18 protein-coding genes are annotated in these 21,438 nt (G+C 71.8%); 7 read left to right on the forward strand and 11 right to left on the reverse strand.

What is annotated here, in order from left to right:
• Positions 1–119 precede the first annotated feature (119 nt).
• Positions 120–1,166 carry an LLM class F420-dependent oxidoreductase gene (locus FRANCCI3_RS12015; protein ID WP_023840291.1) on the reverse strand — a complete coding sequence of 349 codons (1,047 nt, stop codon included), beginning with the start codon at positions 1,164–1,166 and terminating at the stop codon, positions 120–122.
• 161 nt (positions 1,167–1,327) lie between these two features.
• Positions 1,328–2,605, reverse strand: coding sequence for an XdhC family protein (locus FRANCCI3_RS12020; RefSeq protein ID WP_011436804.1), 1,278 nt, complete (start codon positions 2,603–2,605; stop codon positions 1,328–1,330).
• Between the two features lie 354 nt (positions 2,606–2,959).
• On the opposite strand from FRANCCI3_RS12020, the gene FRANCCI3_RS12025 reads away from it, so the two are divergent.
• Positions 2,960–3,469, forward strand: a complete 510-nt coding sequence (locus tag FRANCCI3_RS12025; protein WP_011436805.1) for an ester cyclase — start codon at positions 2,960–2,962, stop codon at positions 3,467–3,469.
• A gap of 159 nt (positions 3,470–3,628) precedes the next feature.
• Here FRANCCI3_RS12025 and FRANCCI3_RS12030 read toward each other — a convergent pair whose 3' ends face one another.
• Positions 3,629–4,555, reverse strand: coding sequence for a hypothetical protein (locus tag FRANCCI3_RS12030; RefSeq protein WP_011436806.1), 927 nt, complete (start codon positions 4,553–4,555; stop codon positions 3,629–3,631).
• 177 nt (positions 4,556–4,732) lie between these two features.
• Here FRANCCI3_RS12030 and FRANCCI3_RS12035 point away from each other — a divergent pair, with 177 nt between their 5' ends.
• On the forward strand, positions 4,733–5,668 hold the full coding sequence (locus tag FRANCCI3_RS12035) for a sulfotransferase family protein (protein WP_011436807.1): 936 nt from the start codon (positions 4,733–4,735) through the stop codon (positions 5,666–5,668).
• 47 nt (positions 5,669–5,715) lie between these two features.
• On the opposite strand, the gene FRANCCI3_RS12040 is transcribed toward FRANCCI3_RS12035, so the two are convergent.
• The 3 genes from FRANCCI3_RS12040 to FRANCCI3_RS12050 all read right to left on the reverse strand — a co-directional run bounded on the left by FRANCCI3_RS12040 (position 5,716) and on the right by FRANCCI3_RS12050 (position 9,102).
• Positions 5,716–6,108: a DUF2237 family protein gene (locus FRANCCI3_RS12040; RefSeq protein ID WP_011436808.1), complete on the reverse strand. Its 393-nt coding sequence runs from the start codon at positions 6,106–6,108 to the stop codon at positions 5,716–5,718.
• Between the two features lie 67 nt (positions 6,109–6,175).
• Positions 6,176–8,347, reverse strand: a complete 2,172-nt coding sequence (locus FRANCCI3_RS12045) for a HelD family protein (protein WP_035958256.1) — start codon at positions 8,345–8,347, stop codon at positions 6,176–6,178.
• A 119-nt stretch (positions 8,348–8,466) separates the two neighbouring features.
• Entirely contained in the window at positions 8,467–9,102 is a 636-nt protein-coding gene (locus FRANCCI3_RS12050; RefSeq protein ID WP_011436810.1) for a TetR family transcriptional regulator, read from the reverse strand.
• A 188-nt stretch (positions 9,103–9,290) separates the two neighbouring features.
• Here FRANCCI3_RS12050 and FRANCCI3_RS12055 point away from each other — a divergent pair, with 188 nt between their 5' ends.
• Positions 9,291–9,740, forward strand: a complete 450-nt coding sequence (locus FRANCCI3_RS12055; protein ID WP_011436811.1) for a VOC family protein — start codon at positions 9,291–9,293, stop codon at positions 9,738–9,740.
• Here FRANCCI3_RS12055 and FRANCCI3_RS12060 read toward each other — a convergent pair.
• Positions 9,698–11,341 carry a sensor histidine kinase gene (locus tag FRANCCI3_RS12060; RefSeq protein WP_308726795.1) on the reverse strand — a complete coding sequence of 548 codons (1,644 nt, stop codon included), beginning with the start codon at positions 11,339–11,341 and terminating at the stop codon, positions 9,698–9,700. The genes FRANCCI3_RS12055 and FRANCCI3_RS12060 overlap by 43 nt on opposite strands.
• Positions 11,342–11,359: 18 nt before the next feature.
• Positions 11,360–12,124, reverse strand: a complete 765-nt coding sequence (locus tag FRANCCI3_RS12065; protein ID WP_023840282.1) for a response regulator — start codon at positions 12,122–12,124, stop codon at positions 11,360–11,362.
• Positions 12,125–12,251: 127 nt separating this feature from the next.
• Between FRANCCI3_RS12065 and FRANCCI3_RS12070 the strand changes: the two genes are divergently transcribed.
• Positions 12,252–13,367 carry an undecaprenyl-diphosphate phosphatase gene (locus FRANCCI3_RS12070; RefSeq protein ID WP_011436814.1) on the forward strand — a complete coding sequence of 372 codons (1,116 nt, stop codon included), beginning with the start codon at positions 12,252–12,254 and terminating at the stop codon, positions 13,365–13,367.
• 250 nt (positions 13,368–13,617) lie between these two features.
• Here FRANCCI3_RS12070 and FRANCCI3_RS12075 read toward each other — a convergent pair whose 3' ends face one another.
• From FRANCCI3_RS12075 to FRANCCI3_RS26205, 3 genes are read right to left on the reverse strand one after another with little or no spacing between them, the layout of a single operon-like run.
• Positions 13,618–14,808, reverse strand: coding sequence for an amidase (locus tag FRANCCI3_RS12075; protein ID WP_200923107.1), 1,191 nt, complete (start codon positions 14,806–14,808; stop codon positions 13,618–13,620).
• A complete protein-coding gene (locus tag FRANCCI3_RS27465; RefSeq protein ID WP_035958255.1) occupies positions 14,805–15,041 on the reverse strand; it encodes a hypothetical protein in 237 nt (78 codons plus the stop codon). Before FRANCCI3_RS27465 ends, FRANCCI3_RS12075 begins: the two co-directional genes overlap by 4 nt.
• Entirely contained in the window at positions 15,002–15,613 is a 612-nt protein-coding gene (locus FRANCCI3_RS26205) for a hypothetical protein (protein ID WP_035958252.1), read from the reverse strand. The genes FRANCCI3_RS27465 and FRANCCI3_RS26205 overlap by 40 nt, the downstream gene beginning before the upstream one ends.
• A gap of 439 nt (positions 15,614–16,052) precedes the next feature.
• Between FRANCCI3_RS26205 and FRANCCI3_RS12090 the strand changes: the two genes are divergently transcribed.
• The 3 genes from FRANCCI3_RS12090 (at position 16,053) to FRANCCI3_RS12100 (ending at position 21,347) form a co-directional block, all read left to right on the forward strand.
• Positions 16,053–16,574 (forward strand): flavin reductase family protein, encoded by a 522-nt coding sequence (locus FRANCCI3_RS12090; protein WP_035958251.1) that lies wholly within the window; start codon positions 16,053–16,055, stop codon positions 16,572–16,574.
• 293 nt (positions 16,575–16,867) lie between these two features.
• Positions 16,868–17,665 carry a molybdate ABC transporter substrate-binding protein gene (gene modA, locus FRANCCI3_RS12095; RefSeq protein ID WP_035910845.1) on the forward strand — a complete coding sequence of 266 codons (798 nt, stop codon included), beginning with the start codon at positions 16,868–16,870 and terminating at the stop codon, positions 17,663–17,665.
• 988 nt (positions 17,666–18,653) lie between these two features.
• The gene (locus FRANCCI3_RS12100) at positions 18,654–21,347 is read left to right on the forward strand and encodes an AMP-binding protein (protein ID WP_011436818.1); all 2,694 of its coding nucleotides are present in this window, start codon (positions 18,654–18,656) and stop codon (positions 21,345–21,347) included.
• The last annotated feature ends 91 nt before the right edge of the window (positions 21,348–21,438 follow it).

Genomic DNA, 21,438 nt, shown 5'->3' on the forward strand with positions numbered 1-21,438 from the left:
TCGAGGAGGGCACAAGTCGAGGAGGGCACAAGGGGCAGGGCAGCATCAGGGGCAGGGCGGTTCCGCCGGGGCCGTCGCGGCTCGCCGCCCCGCACGGGTCGCCGCGGGCCGTCGGCACCTCACAGGCCGTCGGCGAGCTCGCGGATCTGCTCGATGAGACGCACCCGCTCCAGGTGCGTCGGCGCCACCGGATTGACGGCGAGCGTCGTGACCCCGGACTCCGCGAACACGGCGAGCCGTTCGGCCACCCAGCCGCGCGGCCCGATCAGGGAGAGCCTCTCCAGCAGGCCGGCCGGCACCGCGGCGGCGGCTTCCTCCTTACGACCCGCGAGGTAGAGGTCCTGGACAAGCTTCGCCTCCGCGGCGTAGCCGTAGCGGTGAGCCAGGTCGTTGTAGAAGTTGCGGCCCCGCGCGCCCATGCCCCCCATGTACAGCGCGAGCTGCGGCCGGTCGGTGTCGCGCAGCGCGGTGACGTCGTCGCCGACGGCCAGGGACGCCCCGGCCCAGACGTCCAGGGTGCCGAGCGCCGGGTCCCGCTTGGCCGTACCGGCCCGCACCGCCTCGCCCCACACCTCGTCCGCGCTGTCCGGCAGGTAGAAGGCGGGCATCCAACCCTCGGCGAGCTCGGCGGCGAGCTCGACGTTCTTCGGACCGAGCGCGGCCAGCACGATCGGGATCCGGTCCCGCACCGGTCGATTAATGATCTTCAAGGGCTTGCCGAGGCCGGTCCCCCGCCCCGCGGTGAGCGGGATGTCGTAGTGATGGCCGTGGTACTCGAGGACCTCCCGGCGCCAGACCTTCCGGCAGATCTCGATGGTCTCGCGGGTCCGGCCCAGCGGGGCATCGTAGGGGACGCCGTGGAAACCCTCGATGACCTGCGGCCCCGACGCGCCGATCCCGAGGGTGAACCGCCCGCGCGAGACGAAGTCGAGGCCCGCGGCGGTCATCGCGATGAGGCTCGGGGTGCGCGTGTAGAGCTGCATGATCCCCGAGGCGATCTCGACGCGTGAGGTCCGGGCGGCGAGGAACCCCAGCTGGCTGACCGCGTCGAAGCTGTAGGCCTCGGCGACCTGGACGACCTGGAGCCCGGCCTTCTCGTAGTCGGCGAGCCCCGAGACGGTCTCCTCGAAACCTCCGCTGTACCCCAGCGACATCGCGATACGCACGTACGCCACTCCTCCGGCCGGCTCCCGCCACGGCCCCTTCGACCCTGGCGTCTCACCCCCGAGTTTGACTCTGGCCGCGACTCAGGCACCACCGACCGGGGCTGGGAGCGTTGCTTTGTTCTTTTATGATCTTGGGTGTGGATGCTCGTCAACACCGTTGATTATCTTGCTGTCCTCGGGCGTCCGTCCGCGGCACCGCCGGCACCGCCGGCACCGCCGGGATCACCGGATTCGGCGTGGATGCGGCCGCGGGTGGCTCGCAACGGGCGGCCACTCCCGCCCCACCGGTTCTGGATGATTTCCGCGGCGATGGAGACGGCCGTCTCCTCGGGCGTGCGCGCACCCAGATCCAGTCCGATGGGTGAGCGCAGCCGGGCCAGGTCGGACTCGCTCACCCCGTCCTCGCGCAGCCGGCGCAGCCGGTCGGCGTGGGTGCGCCGCGACCCCATCGCCCCGACGTATCCGGCCGGGGAGCGCAGCGCCGCGCGCAGCACCGGGAGGTCGAATCTGGGGTCGTGGGTGAGGACGCAGATCACCGTGCGCGCGTCGACCTCGGTGCGGGCGAGGAACGCCGCCGGTCGCTCGCATACCACCTCGTGGGCGTCGGGGAAACGGCGAGGAGTGGCGAAGACCGGCCGCGCGTCGCACACCGTCACCCGGTAACCGAGGAAACGCCCGATGCGGACCACCGCGGCGGCGTAGTCGATCGCCCCGAAGACCAGCATCCGCGGCGGCGGCGCGAACGAACAGACGAACACCGGTACCGCGTCGAGTCGCCCCTGCCCGTGGAGACCCCCCTGCCCGTGGAGACCGTAGTGACGCAGGCCGCTGAGCCCGGCCGCGAGCATGCCACGGGCGTCGTCGACCGCGGTCACCTCGCACCCGGTCACCTCGCACCCGGACGAACCGAACGAACCGGCGGTCCGCTCCGGCCACACCGCGACCTGGCTGCCCAGCCGCTCGCCACCGACCACGGTCAGCAGCGCCACCGGCTCGTCGGCGGCGATCGCCGCAAGGACCGCGTCGAGCGGCAATGGCCCCGGGTCCGACTGACCCGGCGGGGGCGACAGATCTGACACGTCCGGCAGGTGCGGCAGGTGCGGCAGGTGCGGCAGGTGCGGCAGGTGCGGCAGGTGCGGCGTAACAACCAGATCGATGACGCCGCCGCAGGTAAGTCCGACGGCGGCCACGTCGTCATCGCGGATCCCATAGGTCTCGAAGGCCGGCGTCCCCGTGCGGACCACCTCGGCGGCCGCCTCGTACACGGCGCCCTCCACGCAGCCGCCGGACACACTGCCGACGACCTCGCCATCGGCAGCCACAGCCATCGCCGCGCCCGGCTGGCGCGGCGCGCTGCCCCGGACATCGACGACCGTGGCCACCGCGAACGCGGTGCCCGCCGCCCGCCACCGGCGCAGGGTGCCGGCGATCTCGCGCACCACCCCCACCTCCCCCGCCGACCGGGCGAACCCGCGGGCACGCGCGCCCCCGAGCCCTGGCGTCACCCGTCACGATAGAAGCCGGCAAGGGCCGCACAGGGACCTGACAGTCGCGATCATCACCGGTGCGGGCGGCACGTTCCGCTCCAGCATGGCGGACGCCGCAACGCCGTGTCCCGATCCACCCGGCCCTGCTGGCTGCATCCCGCAACCCAAGCCGTCCCGCCACGCGTGTCCGCCTAATTACGACATCCACCGTAATTCGAAGAGCCGAACTGTTCCGCGTCCAGACCTGTCGTACGATGAATCCGCAACGAATTCTCCTTCTACGAGAAGGACCAGGAAACCGAGACCATGACCACTATTGCTACCGAGGAACGTATCTCCTGGCAGCGCGCGACCATCGAGGAGCACATCCGCCAGGAGAACGCCAAGGATTGGAAGAAGGTCTACGACACCTTCCTGCGCGACGAGCGTGCCTTCTACGACGTCGTCCCGATGAACGCCCGCTACGAAGGCATCCGCGGTGTGCAGGACTTCTACGAAATGCTCGCCCTTGCCCTACCGGACTTCATCATCACTGTTACCGGAGAATACGACCTCCCCGGTTACTCCTGGCGAGAGGTGACCCTGGTAGGGACACATCAGGGCGAGTTCGCCGGCATTGCCCCTCGGGGTCGTCCGGTTCGTTTCGAAGGCGTTGTGCTCTACATCTTCAGCGGCCAGGAACCGGGCAAAATCATTGCCGAGCGCGCGTACTGGGACAACGACTCGATCTTCCGTCAGATGAAGGGGGAGACCGACGCTCCGCGCGGCGGCGTGGGCCTGACCGACCGCGAACCCATCCGAGCGGCCATCGCCTGACCCAAAATCCGCGGGCAGGGCACGCCCTCGTCGCGAGCGCCGCCACACCTCTCCCTGAACCCGGCCCCTCAAACGCGACCCCTCCCTAAAACCGGCAGCATCCCCGCCAGGATGCCGCCAACCAGGCAAAACGGCGGCGTTCAGGGCACCGGGGGCGGCTCAGGGGGCCGGATGCAGCTCCGTGCGCAGCTCGTGGCTGCCGTCCGGCCGGGAGGCCTCGTAGTACAGCCGCCGGCCGCCGTCCGGGAGCTCGACCACGCTGACGTAGCGCAGGGCGCCGTCCCCGTCCGGACAGACCGCGACCGGCTCGGTGCCGACCGCGTGGAACCGGTCGACGGTCACCCCGACGGCGAGACCGGTGCGTTCCGCCCAGTTCTCCGCCGCGGTGGCCCGACCGTCGTACAGGGCGACCGGCTGGGAGCCGCCCGTGAGCACGGAACTGATCCGCACGCCGCGGGCGTCCCAGCAGCCGGGGCGGGGCGCCAGCGCCGTTCCAGTCCAGGTCCAGGTCACGCCGTCCGGGCTCGTGGCGTGGCGGCTGTCCATCCGGTCCGTCGCCAGCGGGTCGTCGAGCAGATGGCAGGAGGCCCACAGATGCCACTGCCCGTCGTAATGGACCACGACCGGGTCCTTGACGGCGAGGCTGGCCGGATCGCCGGGCAGGACGGTACGGCGGCGGGCCGGGTCGAACGCCGCGGGGTCGTCGGCCTCCAGCAGGTCCACCCACCAGTGCGGGCTGCCCGCAGCCGCGCAGCTCACATAGAGCCGCCATGATCCCTGCGGGGTCACCACCAGAGCGGGCCGCTCCAGGCTCTCGGCTCCGAACGGGTCCCGGGGCACGACGGCGATCTCGGTGAAGTTCTCCCCGTCGGTGGAGCGGGCGATGACGACGCCGAAGCCCCGGCCGATCCCAACGGGACGGCGCAGCCGATAGGCCAGGTAAAATACGCCGCCCACCGCGATGGCGCACGGCGCGCCGGCCCAGTACCCCGGGCCGTCACCGGGCGGCGCGACCACGGTCACGGCGGGCCTCAGCCCGGGGAGCGGTACGGCCGTCGCCGCCAAGTGCTGTTTGCTCACTACCACGCGGCAACCCTACCGGCCGGGTAAGGATGACGAACGTTCCGTTCACGCCGTCCTGCCCTGACCGCTACTATCTTGAGGTCCCCGGTCGGATTACTGGAGTATGCGAGGTACGTACCCCGGGGCCGCCCACCGACCCCAGTCGCTTACCGACCCCAGTCGTCCAGGAGCGCCCGTCATATGGCCCTTCCCGACTTCCTCGTGATCGGCGTGCCGAAAGCCGGAACGACGGCGCTGCACGCGGCACTCGTCCGACACCCGGCGCTGTTCCTCCCGTCGGTGAAGGAGCCGAAGTTCTTCCTGTCGCAGGGGCCGCCGCCGGCCCGGGGCGGCCCCGGTGACGCCCAGACGTACCAGGAGCACGTGTGGCGGCGGGCCGACTACGAAGCGCTGTTCGATGCCGCTCCGGCGGGGACGCTCAAGGGCGAGGTCACTCCGTTCTACCTCTACGACCTGGACGCCCAGAACCGGATCAGGCGGCTCCTGCCGAAGGCGCGGATCATCGTCATGCTGCGCAACCCGGTCGACCGCGCACATTCGAACTGGACCCATCTGTGGGCGGCGGGGCTGGAGTCGGAACGTGACTTCGTCCGGGCCTGTGCTCTGGAGCGTGAGCGCCGGGACGCCGGCTGGGCCCAGTTCTGGCACTACGTCTCCCTCGGCCTGTACGGGGAGCAGCTCAGCCATCTGTTCACCCTGTTCTCCCGCGACCAGGTCCTGCTGCTGCGCTACCGGGACCTGCGCGACTCCCCCGCCGCCACGCTGGACCGGGTCTGCGAGTTCCTCGGCGTCGAGACGGGTCTGGTGGACCTGGTGCCCGCCGAGAACGTCACGCCGTTCGTCGCGGACACCCCCGTGAACAGCGTGCTGCGCGCGGCGCTACGCACCGGCGGGCGGATCGGGCACCACTTCCCGGTTCCCGCGCGCAGGACCTTCCGCGGTCCGCTGCTCACCGCGTTGCAGCGGCAGAAGGGCGGACGCCCGAAGCTCACCGCCGAGCAGCACCGCGCCGTGCTGCCGTACTTCGTCGACGACATCGCCCGCCTCGAAGAGATCACCGGCCTGTCCTACGTCGACTGGCTCACCGTGGGCCTCGAACCCGAGATCATCGACTGACGAGATCATCGACTGACAGGGCCGGCGACCGGCGGGGCCGGCCGAGGTCAGCCGAGTGATCGTGGGTCGGCGGGCACGTCAACGGCGTGGGCGCGCAGCGCCTCCAGCGGGATGACCTCCAGGGCGCGTTCGTGCGTCGAGGCCAGCACGACAGGCGCGGCGGCCCCCGCCTCATAGGCCTGCAGCCACCGTACCGCGACCACGCACCAGCGGTCACCCGGGCGCAGGCCGGGGAAGGAGTACTCGGGTCGGGGCGTCGACAGGTCGTTGCCGACCTGCCGCTGGTGCCGTAGGAACTCGGTGGTGACCACCGCGCACACGGTATGGCTACCGAGATCCTCCGGACCGGTGCTGCAGCACCCGTCGCGGTAGAAGCCGGTCACCGGATCGGTGCCGCAGGGCTCCAGTTCCCCACCGAGAACGTTCCGTTCATCTGCCACATCGACAGTTTCTCCCACTCGTCCGGTGGCGACACGGCAACCACCCGGATCGGGCCCGCGAGGTCGCTCACCGCAGCTGTGCGGGCAGCGCGTCGGCGTGCACGACGGTGAGGGCGCTCACGGCGCGGGTGAGGACGACATAGAGCCGGCGCAACCCCTGCAACAGCCACGCCTCACCCGCCACGATCGCGGCGGGTTCCACCACGATGACATGGTCGAACTCCAGTCCCTTGGCGAGCGAGGCGGGCACGAGGCAGGCCCGCCCGGGTGGGGTGTCCCCGTCGAGCGGGACGATCGGCATCGGCAGCCGCGCGGCGTCCAGCGCCGCCGCGAGTGCCGCCACCTCCCGGTCGGCGACGATGATCGCCAGCGAGCCGGGGTGCGGCAGGGTCCGGCGGGTGTGGTCGACCACCGCGGCGGTGAGCCCCTGCGGGGTGGTTGGGGCCGTCGTCAGCGCGCCGCGCGTGGTCCGCGCCGAGGTCGCCGGACGCAGATCCGGGGCGATGTGGCGCAGGAGCCGGTTCGCGAAGTCGAGGATCTCCGCGGGCACCCGGTAACCGCGGGTCAGCACCTCCAGGTGCGCCGTGGGTTTGCCGAGATGGGCCAGCAACGTCGGCCACGAGGTCGCGGCCCAGCTGGTGGTGCCCTGGGCGATGTCCCCGAGGACGGTGGCGGAGCCGTCCGCGCAGCGGCGGCCGAGCGCGCGGCACTGCATCGCGGAGAGGTCCTGCGCCTCGTCGATGATCACGTGCCCGAAGCCCGGTCCGCTCTCGATGAGGTCCCGGGCCTCATCGACGCAGAACGCGTCGGCGAGCGACCAGCGCGCCGTCCGGACCCCGCCCCGCGGTGCGCCGGTCAGCAGCAGGCGCTGTTCGTCGTCGGTGAGCACCCCGTCGGCCGCCGACGCCAGGAACGCCGGGTCGGTGAGCAGGCGGTGCACCAGGCCCGGCGCGTCGGCCCGCGGCCAGACCGCCTCGACGGCCTCGCGGACGGCCCGGCCGCGGGCGAGGGTGCGCAGCGCCCCGTCGGTGAAGAAGTGTCCGCTCGCCTCGGCCCGGCGACGGACAGACTCGGCGATCCGGCCGGCCAGGCGTGCCCGGGCGGTACCGTAGCGCAACGCGCCCGCGCCCAGCTGCGCGATCAGGTCGGCGGCCAGGTCCACGAACTCGTCGGCGCCGACCGTCCACCGGCCGACCCGGGTGTCCACGGAGACCGGCCGGGTGGGCGGGCGGATCGCCCCGTGCAACGCCCGACGGATCACCGTCGCCATCCGGGCGTCGCCCTTGAGCGCGGCCACGTCGTCGGGGTCCGTGCCGCGCACGGCGACCGCGCCCACCACGTCGTCGAGGGTGCTGTGCCGCACCGTGAACTCCCCGAGGGAGGGCAGCACCGCGGCGATGTAGCCGAGGAAGGCGCGGTTGGGGCCGACGACGAGTACCCCGCAGCGCCGCAGCTGCTCACGGTGGGCGTAGAGCAGATAGGCGGCCCGGTGCAGCCCCACGGCGGTCTTTCCCGTCCCCGGGGCGCCCTGGACGCACACGCTCACGGCGAGATCCGCCCGGACGATCTCGTCCTGCTCGGGTTGGATCGTCGCAATGATGTCGCGCATCGGCCCGGTGCGGGGCCGTTCGATCTCCCGGTCCAGCAGGTCGCCGGCCGGCCCGGTCGCCTCCCCCGCCGGCTCTCCCGCCGCCGCCGGCTCTCCCGCCGCCGTCCCCGCCCCCGAGCGGCGGGGGATGAGCGGTTCGTCCTCGAACGCGGTGAGCTCCGCCCCGTCGTAGCCGAACCTGCGTCGGACCGTGAGCCCCATCGGGTCGCCCGGATGCGCCCGGTAGAACGGCCGGGCGACCTCGGTGCGCCAGTCGACGACCAGCGGATCGTCCCCGGCAGCCTCGCGCACGTGCCGCCGCCCGAGGTAGAAGCGCTGGCCGGGGCCCCGGGGCGCGTCGGGCCCGTAGTCGACCCGGCCGAAGAACAGCGGCGTCGAATGCTCCTGCTCGGTGAAGCTGGCGAGCCGCCGTTGCTTCGCCAGCTTCAGGTAGGCGTTCGTCACCTTGTCCACGACCGCGTCGCCCGCGGCAATCTCCGTTCCCTCGACCTCGGCCCGCATCCCCGCCAGCGCCCGCCGGCTGCGCCGGAGGTGCTCGCGTTCCGCGGCCAGCTCCGCGTCCGGTCCGGCCACATCGACAGCCACATCGACGGCCAGGTCGACCGGATCCGCATCCGGTTCGGCGTTCATGCCGTCAATCATCACCGAGCACCCCTTTCTTAACTCGGTAAGGAATACTATCCGGACGAAGGCGGCACTCCCCGCCGCAACCCGCGATCATGAAGGAACAGTCAGGACATGGCAGGCACTCAGGCGTAGTCGGGGAGGGCACGCCGCAGGGCGCGGAACGCCTGATGCGCGGCGGCAAGCGCGTCCGGGAACACCTGCGCGGCGGACCGTCCCTCCCCCAGCCGGGCCCAGTTCTCCCGGGCCAGCACCCGCCGGACGGCGATGATCTGCGCGGCAGCCAGCCGGGCCGCGAGCTCGCCGGCCGCCGGCACCGCCGCGGCCAGCGCGGCGGCGAGGGCATCCTCATCCTGCCCGGTGTGCTGGGCCAGCCTGCCGAGCAGACTCGGGGTGGAGAAGACCATGCCGTGGTAGGCGAGCACCTCGCGGTCGTCGTTCAGACCGGTGACCGGCTCCCGGCGCTCGAGCCCGGCGGCGAGATGTTCCTCGATGGCGGCCAGCGGCGAACTGCCCGCCGGGCGCTGCGCCACCACCCGGGCGAACTCCCCACGATGGTCGAGGATCCGGTGCAGGACCAGGTCCTCCTTGCTCGTGAAGTAGGTGAACAGCGTCGGCTTCGACACCCCGGCCGCCGCTGCGACCTCCGCCACCGACACCGCACCGAAGCCGCGGTCGAGGAACAGCGCGATGGCCGCCGCGGACAGCGCGTCGTGGGTGCGCCGCTTCTTGCGCTCACGCCGGCCGGCGGGCTCGCACATTCGATCAATCTAGCAAGGGCTGATCCGCCCCGCCGGGACGGACGGCACCGGCCGCCGGGCCCGGGAACAACGGGAACAACGGGACGCTACGCGACGTGGACGAAGGGGCGCCGCCGCGGGTCGCTCTCGGCCTCCCGCAGCACCTCGCGGGTGACGACGGCGGTCCGCAGGCGGGGCAGACTCGCCGGATGGAGGTTCTCAGTAGCCGCATCCTGCTCCGGCCCACGGATCCGCAGCGCAGTCATCACTTCTACCGCGAGACCCTCGGGCTGGCGGTCTACCGCGAGTTCGGGCCGCCGGAGGAACCCGGGCTGGTGTTCTTCCTCGGCCAGGGCCTGTTGGAGGTGTCCGGGCGCTCGCCGCGGCCGGCACGGCCGGTGGGCGCGGACGGGGAACCGGCGGGCACGGGCCGGGAACCAGTGAGGACGGCGCGGCTCTGGCTGCAGGTGCGTGACCTGGCAGCCGAACACGCCCGGTTGAACGCGGCGGGTGTCGTCATCACCCGGGAGCCGCGGCGTGAGCCGTGGGGACTCGACGAGATGTGGATCGAGGATCCGGACGGCGTCCCGATCGTGGTCGTGGAGATCCCGCCCGATCATCCCCTGCGCCGGGACCGGAGATCCCTCGCCGACGGCTGACGCGCGGGCCCGTCGGGACGGCGGGGCTCACCCGGACGACCCGGTGCACCCTCGCCGGCGGCGGACCGGGAGGCCAGGCTCGCCGACGGCGGACCGGGAGGCCAGGCGGTCGCAGGCAGGGTGACGGTGACGACCGCGCCGCCGTCCGGACAGTTGGCCGCCTCGACGGTGCCGCCGTGTGCACTGATGATCGCGGCGACGATCGCGAGACCCAGCCCGGCACCGCCGTGGTCCCGGGTGCGGGCGGTGTCCGCGCGACGGAACCGTTCGAACACGTACGGCAGGAACTCGGGAGGGAACCCGGGGCCGCGGTCGCGGATCTGCACGATGACGACCTCGCCCGGCCCGTCCACACCCACCCACGGCCCGACGACCCGCCGCGGTGTGCGGCATCCCCGCAGCTCGACGACGCTGCCCGCGGGTGCGTGACGCGCGGCGTTGGCAAGCAGGTTGTCGACCGCCCGCCGGAGCATGTCCCCGTCGCCGAGGACCTCCAGCGGCCGCTGCGCGTCGGCGACGCCAAGCCGGAGTCGTAGCCCGCGCGCCTGGAGAAAGCCCGTCGCTGCCCGGGCGGAGCGGGTGAGTACCTCGTCGAGCGCGACCCGCCCCTGTCCGACGAGACCACCGTCCATCCGGGCGAGCGTGAGCAACGACTCGGCCAGCCGGATGAGCCGGTCGGTCTCGTCCGAGACGTTGACGATCGCCTCGATCAGCTCCTCGCGCGTGCGACCGGGACGGGCGGCGAGCTCCAGCTCGGCCTTGAGCACGGTCAGGGGCGTCCGCAGCTCGTGGCCGGCGTCGGCGACGAAGGCACGGTCCCGGGCACGGGCCGCGTTCAGCCGGCGGAGCAGGTCGTTCATCGTTCTGGCCAGAGCGGCGATCTCGTCATGGGTCGCGGGCACCGCCAGCTCGCCGTTCCTGCCGGCGGTGACCGGGTCGCCGCCACCGGCGGCGACCGGACCGGCGGCGACCACCTCCGCGGCCGCCATGGCGGCCGCCTGCCGGCGCATCCGCTCCACCGGCCGCAGCGCCGCCCCCGAGAGCAGCCAGGCGGCGAGGCCGGCCAGCGCGATCGTCGGAGCCGTCGCCACCACCATCACGTTGCGGACCCGGTCCTCGGCCCTGTCGGTGAGGTGCGTCGGCGTGCCGACGACCGCGATCATGGTGGCCCGGCCCGTGTGCACCGCCACGGCCAGGACGCGGACATCTCCGGTCGGCCTGATCCCGGTGCCGGCCCGCACTTCCCGGGTGACCAGGGTCGGCTGCGCCCGGGCCCGGGCGAGCTGGTCCGCGGTCAGCAGCGGCCGCGACCCGGCGTCCGGCGACGAGACGATCGGCGTCCCGTCCGCCCGGAGCACCTGGGCGATCGATCCGCCGCCCACGAGCAGATCGGCCGCATCGGCTCGACCAACGCCCCCGGCGCCCCCGGGCCGGGCGGCATCAAACCGATCGGCGAGCCTGACCGTCAGCAGATCCGACCGGGTCCGCAGGTCGGCGTCAACGGAGTCCCGCAGGTTCACCCGGAGCAGCAGGTAGAACAGGACGCCAGCGACGGCGAGCACGATCGCGGTCCCCAGCGCGAACAGCAGGGTCAGCCTCACCCGGATCGGCACGTCGGGCTACGATCCCCCGTCGACGACCGGGCCGGGCGCGGCAGACGCACCGGGCGCGGCAGACACATCAGGTGTGCGGGACCTCCCGGGCGGCGTCTCGGCCGGGGTCCGTAGCCGGTATCCGACCCCGCGGACGGTCTCGATGAGCGACGGACCGTCCGGAATGTCGATCTTCCGGCGGACGTAGCGCACGTACTGGTCGACGATGTTGGAGGTGCCGTCGAAGGCGAAGTCCCAGACGTGATCGACGATATAGGTACGGGTCAGAACCTCGTCGGGATGGCGCATGAGCAGGTGGAGGAGCGCGAACTCCTTCGCGGACAGGTCGAGTGGCGATCCAGCCCGCAGGACGCGGTGCTCGGCCGGGTCGAGGCGAAGATCCCCGATCCGCAGGACGGTGGGGCGTTCCACGGCCCCGCGCCGCACGAGCGCCCGCAGCCGGGCGGTCAGTTCCCCGAAGCTGAACGGCTTGGGCAGGTAGTCGTCGGCACCCGCGTCGAGACCGCGGATACGGTCGTCAACGTCCCCCCGGGCGGTGAGCATGAGCACCGGGGCCCAGCGGCCCGCCTCGCGCAGGCGGCGGCACACCTCGAATCCGTCGAGACCGGGAAGCATGAGGTCCAGGACGATCGCGTCGTAGCCGATCTCGGTCGCCTGCCAGACCGCGTCGGCGCCGTCACCGACGACGTCGACCGCGTAGCCCTCCTCGACCAGGCCACGGCGGAGCAGGGCGGCGGTGCGCGCCTCGTCCTCGACGACCAGTACCCGCATGGAACGGATCGTAGAGCTGCTGCGAGCGCAGAACCGCTCCGGTCTGCGGCCGGTGTCACGGCCGGTGGCGCCGCGGGACTCGGTCATCACACCATGTTCACATGATCGAAGGCGCACGGTGCCGGGCATGTCCTCGTTCAGCTACGCCGAGGCGGGCGTGATCGGTGCCCTGCAGGGCGCCACGGAGTTGTTCCCGGTGTCCAGCCTTGGTCACAGCGTGCTCGTGCCGGCTCTCATCGGCGGCCGATGGGCAGCGGACCTCGACGTCTCCGCGCCCGAGTCGCCCTACCTCGCCTTCATCGTCGCCGTGCACGTGGCCACCGCCGCGGCGCTTATCGTCGCCTTCCGTGACGACTGGCGGCGCATCATCACGGGCCTGGCCGTCTCGGTCCGGGACCGGCGGGTCACCACCGCCGACGGCCGGCTCGCCTGGCTGATCATCCTTGGGACCGTTCCGGTGGGCATCGTCGGGCTGCTCCTCGAGCATCCGCTGCGCACCCACCTGGGCCGGCCGCTGCCGGCCGCCGTGTTCCTCACCGTGAACGGCATGATCATGCTGCTGGGGGAGCGTCTGCGCCGCCGGTCGACGACCCGCGGCGCTCCCGGGCCGGCCGGATACCGGGACGAGCACACCATGCCGATACCACGCTCGGCGCCGGTCACGGGCCGCAGGGTCGGGACGCGCCCGGCCTCCGGTCCCCTGGTAGCTCACGGATCCGCACCCGGGTCCGGGCCCGGCAACCACTCGAAGGCCGTGACGACCGAGACGGCACTACCCGAAGCCGAGGATGTGACACTACCCGAAGCCGAGACAGCACTACCCGAAGCCGAGACAGCGGCCCGGCACGCCGACCGGCGGCTCGCCGCGCTGCCGCGCCTGGACGCCCTGCTCGTCGGGGTGGCGCAGACCGCCGCCCTGGCTCCGGGAATCAGCCGGTCGGGCGTCACGATGATCGCTGGCCTGTCCCGGGGACTCTCCCACCTCGACGCCGCCCGGTTCGCGTTCCTGCTCGCCACCCCGGTGATCCTCGCCGCCGGCCTGCTGAAACTCCCCGACCTCCTCGGCCCGCTCGGAGACGGTGTTCGCGGTCAGACCCTGTTCGGGGCGATCGTCGCCGGCGTCGTGGCCTACGTGTCCATCCGGTTCCTGGCCCGATGGTTCGAAACCCGCACGGCGACCCCCTTCGCCGTCTACTGCCTGGTGGCCGGTGCCCTGTGCGTCGTACGTTTCGGGATCTTCTGACGTTTCGGGATCTTCTGAACGGCACGGGACAGCAACGGGACAGCGCTGGAGGGCCCAGGACTCGGGTTCGTGCCACCAGCCGCAAAGTAGCTCTCTGTAGTGGCATGGTCCGTTTCGGAGTGGTTCGTAGTCGACGGTGACCCGGTCGACGGCGTCTTGGACGTCGTCGTCGGTGGGCAGGGTGTAGATCCGGACGGTGTCGACGCGGGCGTGGCCGAGGAGTTCGGCGACCAGGACGAGGTCGGCGCCGTCAAGGCACGAACCCGAGTCCCGGGCCCGGTAGCCGTCGTCGCCATGTTCGGATGGGCGCGGTGGGCATGGCGCGGGCCACCAGAGCGACGGCGAGAAGGTCGGCCTCGCGGCCCGGTGGGGCGACCAGGTGCAGGCCAACCGGTTCCCCGACACCGGTTAGGCCTGCTGGGATGCTGATCGCAGGATGGCCGGTGATGTTGAACGCCCAGGTGAGTGCCACGCTCATCGTCTCCCCGGGCCCCTGGTGGCCGTGCGGGGGGTTGGGTGTGGTCGGGGTGGCGAGCAGGTCGTGCCCGGCGAACAGGCCACCGAGAGAGCGCAGCAGGGCGGCCCGGGTACCGGCGGTGTCCTGGCCGCTGTGACGCAGGGACACCCAGCAGTCCGCCGGGTCGGGCAAGCACGGCACGGCATCGGTCACCGCGAGCGCGCCGGCTCGGGCGAGGGCGTCCAGGTGGGTGCGGGCCACCTCGGCGACCGCCGGGGCCGTATCGGCGAAACCGAGCGTGGCCGACCACGCCGTGCGCAGCGGCCGGTCGGGGCGGCGCAGCGCCGGCAGGGTCGCGGTGCCCGCGACGGCGTCGAGGTAGGCGGCCGCGTCGGCGGGCTCGCGGGCCAGCACGCCGGCAGCGTTGAGACCCGCGCGGTCGCGGGCGGGCACCCGGCCGCCCGTGAGTTTCAGGCCCACGACGCCGCACCACGCCGCCGGGATGCGCACCGAACCGGCGCCGTCGCTGCCGGTGGCCAAGGGAACCAGGCCGGCGGCGACGGCGGCGGCCGATCCGGCGGACGACCCGCCGGGGCTCCAAGCCGGGTCGTGCGGATTGAGAGTCGGGCCGCGGTCGGTGTGCCCCCAGGTCTGCCAGGTAGTGCCCGGGCCCGGGGTGGCGGTGGCACCGACCGGTACGCAGCCGCCCGCGAGCAGCCGGCGGGTCTGGGTCGAGGTCAGCCCCTCGGTAACCTTCACCCCCAGAGGCACCCCGGCCAGCGGCGGCCGTTCGCCCGCGCGGACCCGGCGGTCCACGTCGGCCGCGTGGGCGTACGCCTGCTCGGGCCACAGGGCGGCGAAGGCCCGCACCGCCGAATCGCCGTCCGCGATACGCGCAAGCGCGTCGCGGGTCATCTGCTCGGCGGATAGCTCCCCGGCGTGGACCAGGGCGGCGATGCGCAGCGCGGACAGTCCGCCGCTCACCGGGGCCGCCGGGGCGGGGTGGGGATCGGTGGAGGAGGTGGCGGTTCCCGCCGGGGTGGGGTACGAGATGGGGACGGGTTGCGGGTCGGGAAGGCGGCGCGCGTCGTGGTCTGGGCGCGGGTCCGGGGCGACGCCGGGGGCAGCGCCCAGGGGCGCAGGTTCGGGTCGGCCTCCTGGCGGACGATGCGTTCCATCAGCACGGCCATCTCGACCGGGCCGACCCCACCGGGCACCGGGGTGATCCGCTACGGGATCCCGACGGCGCTGGGGTGGATGTCGCCGGCCACCGACCCGTCGGCGCGCGGCATGAACCCGGAGTCCACAACGAGGCACTGGTGGGCGCCGATGTGCTCGCCGATGTGCTCGCCGGTGAGCAGGTGGGCTGTCCGGTGGCGGAGACCACGATGTCGGCCTTGCGGGCGGCACGCAGGTCGTCGCGGAAGGCGCCATCGCGGTAGTCGAGGTCCACGCGGGTGAAGGTCTGGGGCCCGCCGTCGTCATCGGGGGAGGAGAACGGCCCGTGGTGAGTGATCCAGACCAGCGATGCGGGGTCCAGGGTGGCGTAGGGCCGCATGGCCGCGAGGAACGCCACGGCGACCCCGGCCATATCTCCGCTGATCCCGAGACGGTCGGGGTTGTCGGCCAGCTCGGACAGGACCGCGACCGGCGGTTCGGGTGCGGCGCGCAGCACCAGCCGGGCCAAGCAGTGCGCCTGCCCCCCGACGGCATGCTGCCAGGTGATCAGCGCTGCGACTCGTCTGGCCTGCACGGAGTCGAGGACCAGAGTCTGGGTGTCATCGACCATCCGATTCCCCTTTCGTCATGGCGGTCCGTCACCGTGACCGTTCCGATACATACCTGTACCAGATGCATCGGTAATTGCTCGTGGCCAAGGGAAGACAGATCGTCTGATCGACGACCTCACGTGCTGCGTCACACCTAACACTGCCGCTACAGAGAGCTACTTTGCGGCTGGTGACACGAACCCGAGTCCCGGGCCTGGAGGGCCGCATGATTCTCGCTCTCGGCCCGCGGACCCGCCGCGACCTGTGACGACCTGTGACGCCCCTCCGGTCCGGCGCCCGGAGGTGGTCTGATCGACCCATTGACCAACCATTAAGATAGATTTAGTGTAGAAGGGTGCACTGCACCCAGTGGGACACGGCTACCCAGTGGGACACGGCGGACGCACAGGTGTCCGGTTGAACCCCCACTCGTCGCCTGAACCTCGGCAAGCATCCAGCATGACGGCCTCGCTTCGCCAGACCCAGGGTCCGTTCAGGGCGCGCGCCGTCGACGGCGGCCTGTTCCGAACCGTTTTCCGCGGCCATCCGGCCGGCGTGGCCGTCATCACCGCCGACGCGGGCACGGGACCCGTCGGCTTCACCGCGACCTCGCTCGCGTCGCTGTCCGCCGAACCGCCGATGGTGGTCTTCGCCATCTCCTGCGGTGCCTCGTCGTGGCCCCGTCTGCGGGTCGCGGAGACCTTCGTGGTGACCCTGTTGTCCTCCCAGCAGGAGGAGGTCGCCCGGCGCTTCGCCCGCAGCGGGATCGACCGATTCGCCTCGCCGACCCGCTGGACCAGGCTGCCCACCGGCGAGCCCCTGCTCGACGGGGGACGGGCGTGGCTGCGCTGCTCCGCCCGGCCACCCGTCGAGGCCGGGGACCACTTCCTCATCATCGGCCAGGTCCTTGAGGCGGACGCCGACCCGGAGGCGTCCCCGCTCATCTACCACGACCGGACCTTCCACGTCCTGCCGTCGTAACCCGCGGCCGGCCAGAGGAGCATGACCGGCTCAACCGGCTCGGCACCGCTCTCGACCCTGCCCTCGGCACCGCTCTCGACATCGCCCGCCGAGCGGGGCTCCGGTCGCCGTGGCGCAGGCCCCGGCCGCGCATCGGCACACCACGGAACAACCCACCTGTTCAGCGCGCAGATGCGGAACTATCATGCACAGAGTTTCGTATCTGCGGATTAGCTCAGCGACATGGTCCGCGGCTGCGGCAGTCGGACAACGGGTGAACGGGTGGAGGAACGGGACACGTGAGATTTCGCAGGATGAAGACGGTGGCCCTGGCGGTGCTCGGCGCCGGGCTTCTCGCGACCGCCGGATGTGGCGGCAGCGACGGCGGCGCTGCCGCGACACCCTCCGCCACGGCCAGCAGCGCCGCGAGCGGAGTACAAGGGACCGTCAAGGTGCTCGCCGCCGCCTCGCTGACGGGGTCGTTCACCCAGCTCGGCAAGGACTTCGAGGCCGCGAACCCCGGATCGAAGGTGACCTTCTCCTTCGCCGGCAGCTCGCAGCTGGCCCAGCAGATCACCTCCGGCGCCCCGGCCGACGTGTTCGCCGCGGCGAGCCCGGCCACGATGAAGACCGTCACCGACGCCGGCGACAACGTCGGCGCGCCCAAGGTCTTCGTCCGCAACCAGCTCGTCATCGCCGTACCGAAGGGCAACCCGAAGGGCATCACCGATCTGCCCGCCCTGACCAAGCCTGGGGTGAAGGTCGCGCTGTGCGCCGAGCAGGTGCCCTGCGGAGCCGCCGCGAAGAAGGCGCTCGCCGCCACCGGAGTGAACCTGACCCCGGTCACCCTGGAGCAGGACGTCAAGTCCGCGCTGTCGAAGGTCACCCTCGGTGAGGTCGACGCCGCGCTGGTCTACCGCACGGACGTCAAGGCGTCGGCGGGCAAGGTGGACGGCGTCGAGTTCCCCGAATCCGCCAAGGCGATCAACGACTACCCGATCGTCGCGCTGAAGAACGCGCCCAACGCCGTCGGCGCCACCGCGTTCGTCAACTTCATCCTGTCCGACAAGGCGAGCACCGTGCTGACCAACGCGGGATTCCAGGCCCCCTGACCCAGGCCCCCTGACCCAGGCCCCTGGCCGAGGCCCCTAGCCGAGGTCCGCCACGGCATCCCACGATCCGGCGAAGGACCTCTCCGCCTCGGGCCCGCGGGACGGTGTCCCCCTCCCGCGGGTTCGAGGCCGCCTCGGGGTTCGAGGCCGCCTCGGGGTTCGAGCTGTTCGAGCTCCCTCCGGGCCACCAGGTGTTAGGCGTTGTATGAACCGCTCCCTTCGGGGGCGTTGTGGCTGGCCGATGTACGGCGAGGACGAATTCGTGTTCGCCGCTCCACGCACCGGCGCCCGCGGCTACCTACTCAGTCGACGAGGGTCGCGATCTGGCTCTTGCCACCCTTGCCGATGATCAGATCGCCTTCGAGGTGGCCTTCGAGGTGGCCTGGGACGGCGCACCGCGCCTCCAGGTCAAGGGACACCACGTCCTATCAGATCCAGCCCTGTGACTGGATCCACACGTGGTGCACTGACCTATTGAGACCGCGCAGAAACACGCCATTAATGCTACACAATGCAACAGATGGTTACGCGGAAAGGCTCAGTAACGTGGTCGACGTCGATACCACTCCTGGTGAGCAGTTCCTCGGTATCCCGAGCGGACCGGGCCAATCGCGAGTACCACCGGAATCTTGCGAACTCTGGCACCGGCACCAACGGCCCGACGGCGCGGAGACATATCGGTCGATCATGCCGACCGCTTCCACCGACCCTGCCGCAACAGACCCGGCTCGGCCAATAGGGAGACGAAGCGGCGCTTCGCGTCGAGCCGTATCGCGGGCGCCAGGTCCTTATGGCAACCATACCCTTACGTTAATGATTAATATGGCCTGGATGGTCGGTCGCAAAGCCGTTCGTGTTAGATATGAACGGATCTGAACGGACCGGAGCGCGGTCACGGCTCCAATACCAGTGCCCGCCCGGGAGGCGCCATGACAACACCGCCCGTCCCTGGGGCCACTGACCTGGCTGGCGCGAGGAAAGGCCTGGCATGAGGAAAGGCCAGGTCACCCAGGCGGTGCCGGTACCGCCGCCGCTGCGTCCCGACGACCGGTTCGGAAACGTCGTCGACCGGATCCGCACCGTCGCCATGGTCTGCCACGACGTCGTGGCGGTCCGCGACGAACACCGTGCCGTTACCTTCGCCCAGCTCGTCGCCTGGGTGGACGTCGTCGCCGACCGCATCCTTCGGCAGCCCGCCGCGGCTGACCCGGACACGCCCGTCGCGGTGCTGTTGCCCCACGGCGCGAGCGGGATCGCCGCCGTCCTGGGCGTCATCGCGAGCGGCCGGCCCTGCGTGCCCCTCGACAGGATGCATCCCACCGACCGTCTCGCTCAGGTCGTGGGACTGGCGGGGGCCTCGGTGTGCGTCACCGGACCGACTGGCTCCGCCGACCAGCGGACTGCCGCCGCGCTGCCGGGGATCGTGGAGACTATCGACGTCGGCGACGAGCGCGTCGCCGACTGGTCCCCGGCGCTGGCTGACCGGGTGGCGTCGACCGCGCCGCGCCGGGCCGATACCGATCCAGCCGTGCTCATCTTCACCTCCGGGTCGACCGGAGTACCGAAGGGTGTCGTGTGGCACCACCGCGCCCTGCTGGGCATCCACTACGCCATCCAGGTCCAGGACGTGATGCGGCTGGTTCCGGGCGACCGCCTGCCGCTCTTCCTGCCCTACTCCTTCATCTCGGGGATGAACCGGACGGTCGGTGGCCTGGTCTTCGGCACCACCCTCGAGATGTACGACCCTCGGGTCCGCGGCGTCCGAGACCTGGCCGACTGGCTGCGCGCCACCCGGCCGGCCGGCATCGTGGCCACGCCGGCGCTGATCCGGATCGTGTTCGGCTGCCTTGAGCCGGACGAGGTGCTCGACGACCTCCGATTCGTCATGTCGGTCGGCGAGGCGATCTACGCCCGCGACGTCGAGTTGGCCCGCCACCACCTACCGCCGGCCGCGGCGTTCCTGGTCTCCTACGGAGCCTCGGAGCTCGGCACGGCGACCTGTGCCCCGATCTGGTCGGACGACGACCTGCCCGACGGCGTGATGCCGGCCGGGCGGCCGGTGGTTGACGTCGCGGTGAGGGTGGTCTCGCCGGATGGCATCGAGATGCCGCCCGGTGAGACGGGGGAGATCGTCGTGATGGGCCACTTCATCACGGGGGGCTACTGGCGGGCGCCGGCGGCGAGCGCATCGCGGTTCGGCATCGGGCCGGACGGCACACCCACCTACCGCACCGGAGACCTCGGGCGCATCGACGCCAGCGGCCAGCTCAGGGTTGTCGGCCGCAACGACGCGGCCGTGAAGATCCGTGGGTACCTCGTCGAGCCGATCGAAATCGAGTCCGCCCTGCTGGCGAGCTCGGATGTGCTAGAAGCCGTCGTCGTGGCCGACAGGACCACGCAGCGGGCCCGCCTGGTCGCCTACGTCGTCCCCGTGACCGGCGCCCGGGTCTCACCGGCCTCGATCAGGCGCCTGCTACGGGCCAAGCTGCCGTCCTACATGGTGCCGGCCACCGTCATGCTGGTCACCGCGCTACCGAGGACCGACCGCAGCAAGGTCGACCGACTGAACCTGCCCCCCGCCGGTCCGAAACCCGGCCAGGACCCGCCCCGCGACCAGTGGGAAGAGGCCGTCGCCGGTGTGTGGGCCGCCGCCCTGCACCTCGACGACGTCGGTATCCACGACGACTTCGTCGAACTCGGCGGCGATTCCCTCATCGCCGAAGAGCTCCTCACCAGAGTCGCCGACGAACTCGGTGTCAAACTCCCCACCTCCACCGTCGCCGACGCCCCCACCGTCGCCGAGTTCACCGCCCGCCTGCGCAATGCCGGCACCGACGTCCTACGCCACCCCACCGTCGTCCCGCTGCGCACCACCGGCAGCGGCGGGCCCCTCTTCTGTTTCTGCGGCGCCGGCGGCCTCGCTGTCGGCATGCTTGGCTTTGCCCGCCACTTCGACGGCGAACGCCCCGTCTACGGCGTCCAAGCCCACGGCCTCGAATACCGCGGTCTCCCCGACTGGTCCATCTACGCCGCCGCCCGCCGTCACGCCCGCACCCTGCGCCTACTCCAACCCGCCGGCCCCTACTACCTCGCCGGCCACTCCTTCGGCGGCCTCGTCGCCCTCGAAACCGCGAGACTCCTCACCGAGGCCGGCGAGCACGTCGAACTGCTCGTCCTCATCGACAGCTTCCTGCCCGACACGTCCTCCGGCGTCTTCGCGGGAGGAGTGCAGCCCTCTCAGCTTCCAGTTCCGGGGGGCCCGACCAGGAGCTCGAATCCGGCCCCAGCCTTGGACCGTGCGAGGGGATCGGCTATGGGCCCGGCGCGCGCGGGGGCTGCCGCACGGGTCCTGCTCGGCTGGGCCCGGCAGGCGGCCCAACTCCCGTTGGCTGGCGTCGTTCAGTTCAAGGGCATGAACCAGTACGACGTCTTCTACAACCAGTCGCGGGTGCTCACGAGGTTCTACCGGCCCAAGCCCTGGAACGGGCGGGCGCTGGTCTACCTGGCGGCCGCCTCGCCGCCGCACCGTACGGAGGCCTGGCGCCCGCTGCTGACCGGCGAGACGACCTACCGCACCGTGGGCGGCGACCACGACACCGTGCTGCGCGAACCCGTCGTAAGCGAGATCGCGGCCGACATCCGGGCGGTCCTCGCTGGCTGTACCAGCTCCCGCAAGGCGTGAACGGCTGCCGCTTGAGTGCTTCCGGAGTGACTGGCAATCCTGGCGACCGGGAGAACGCGATCCCGTGGCCAGGCCGACAGCGAAAGGTCCG

Source organism: Frankia casuarinae (assembly GCF_000013345.1).
Lineage (GTDB): Bacteria > Actinomycetota > Actinomycetes > Frankiales > Frankiaceae > Frankia > Frankia casuarinae.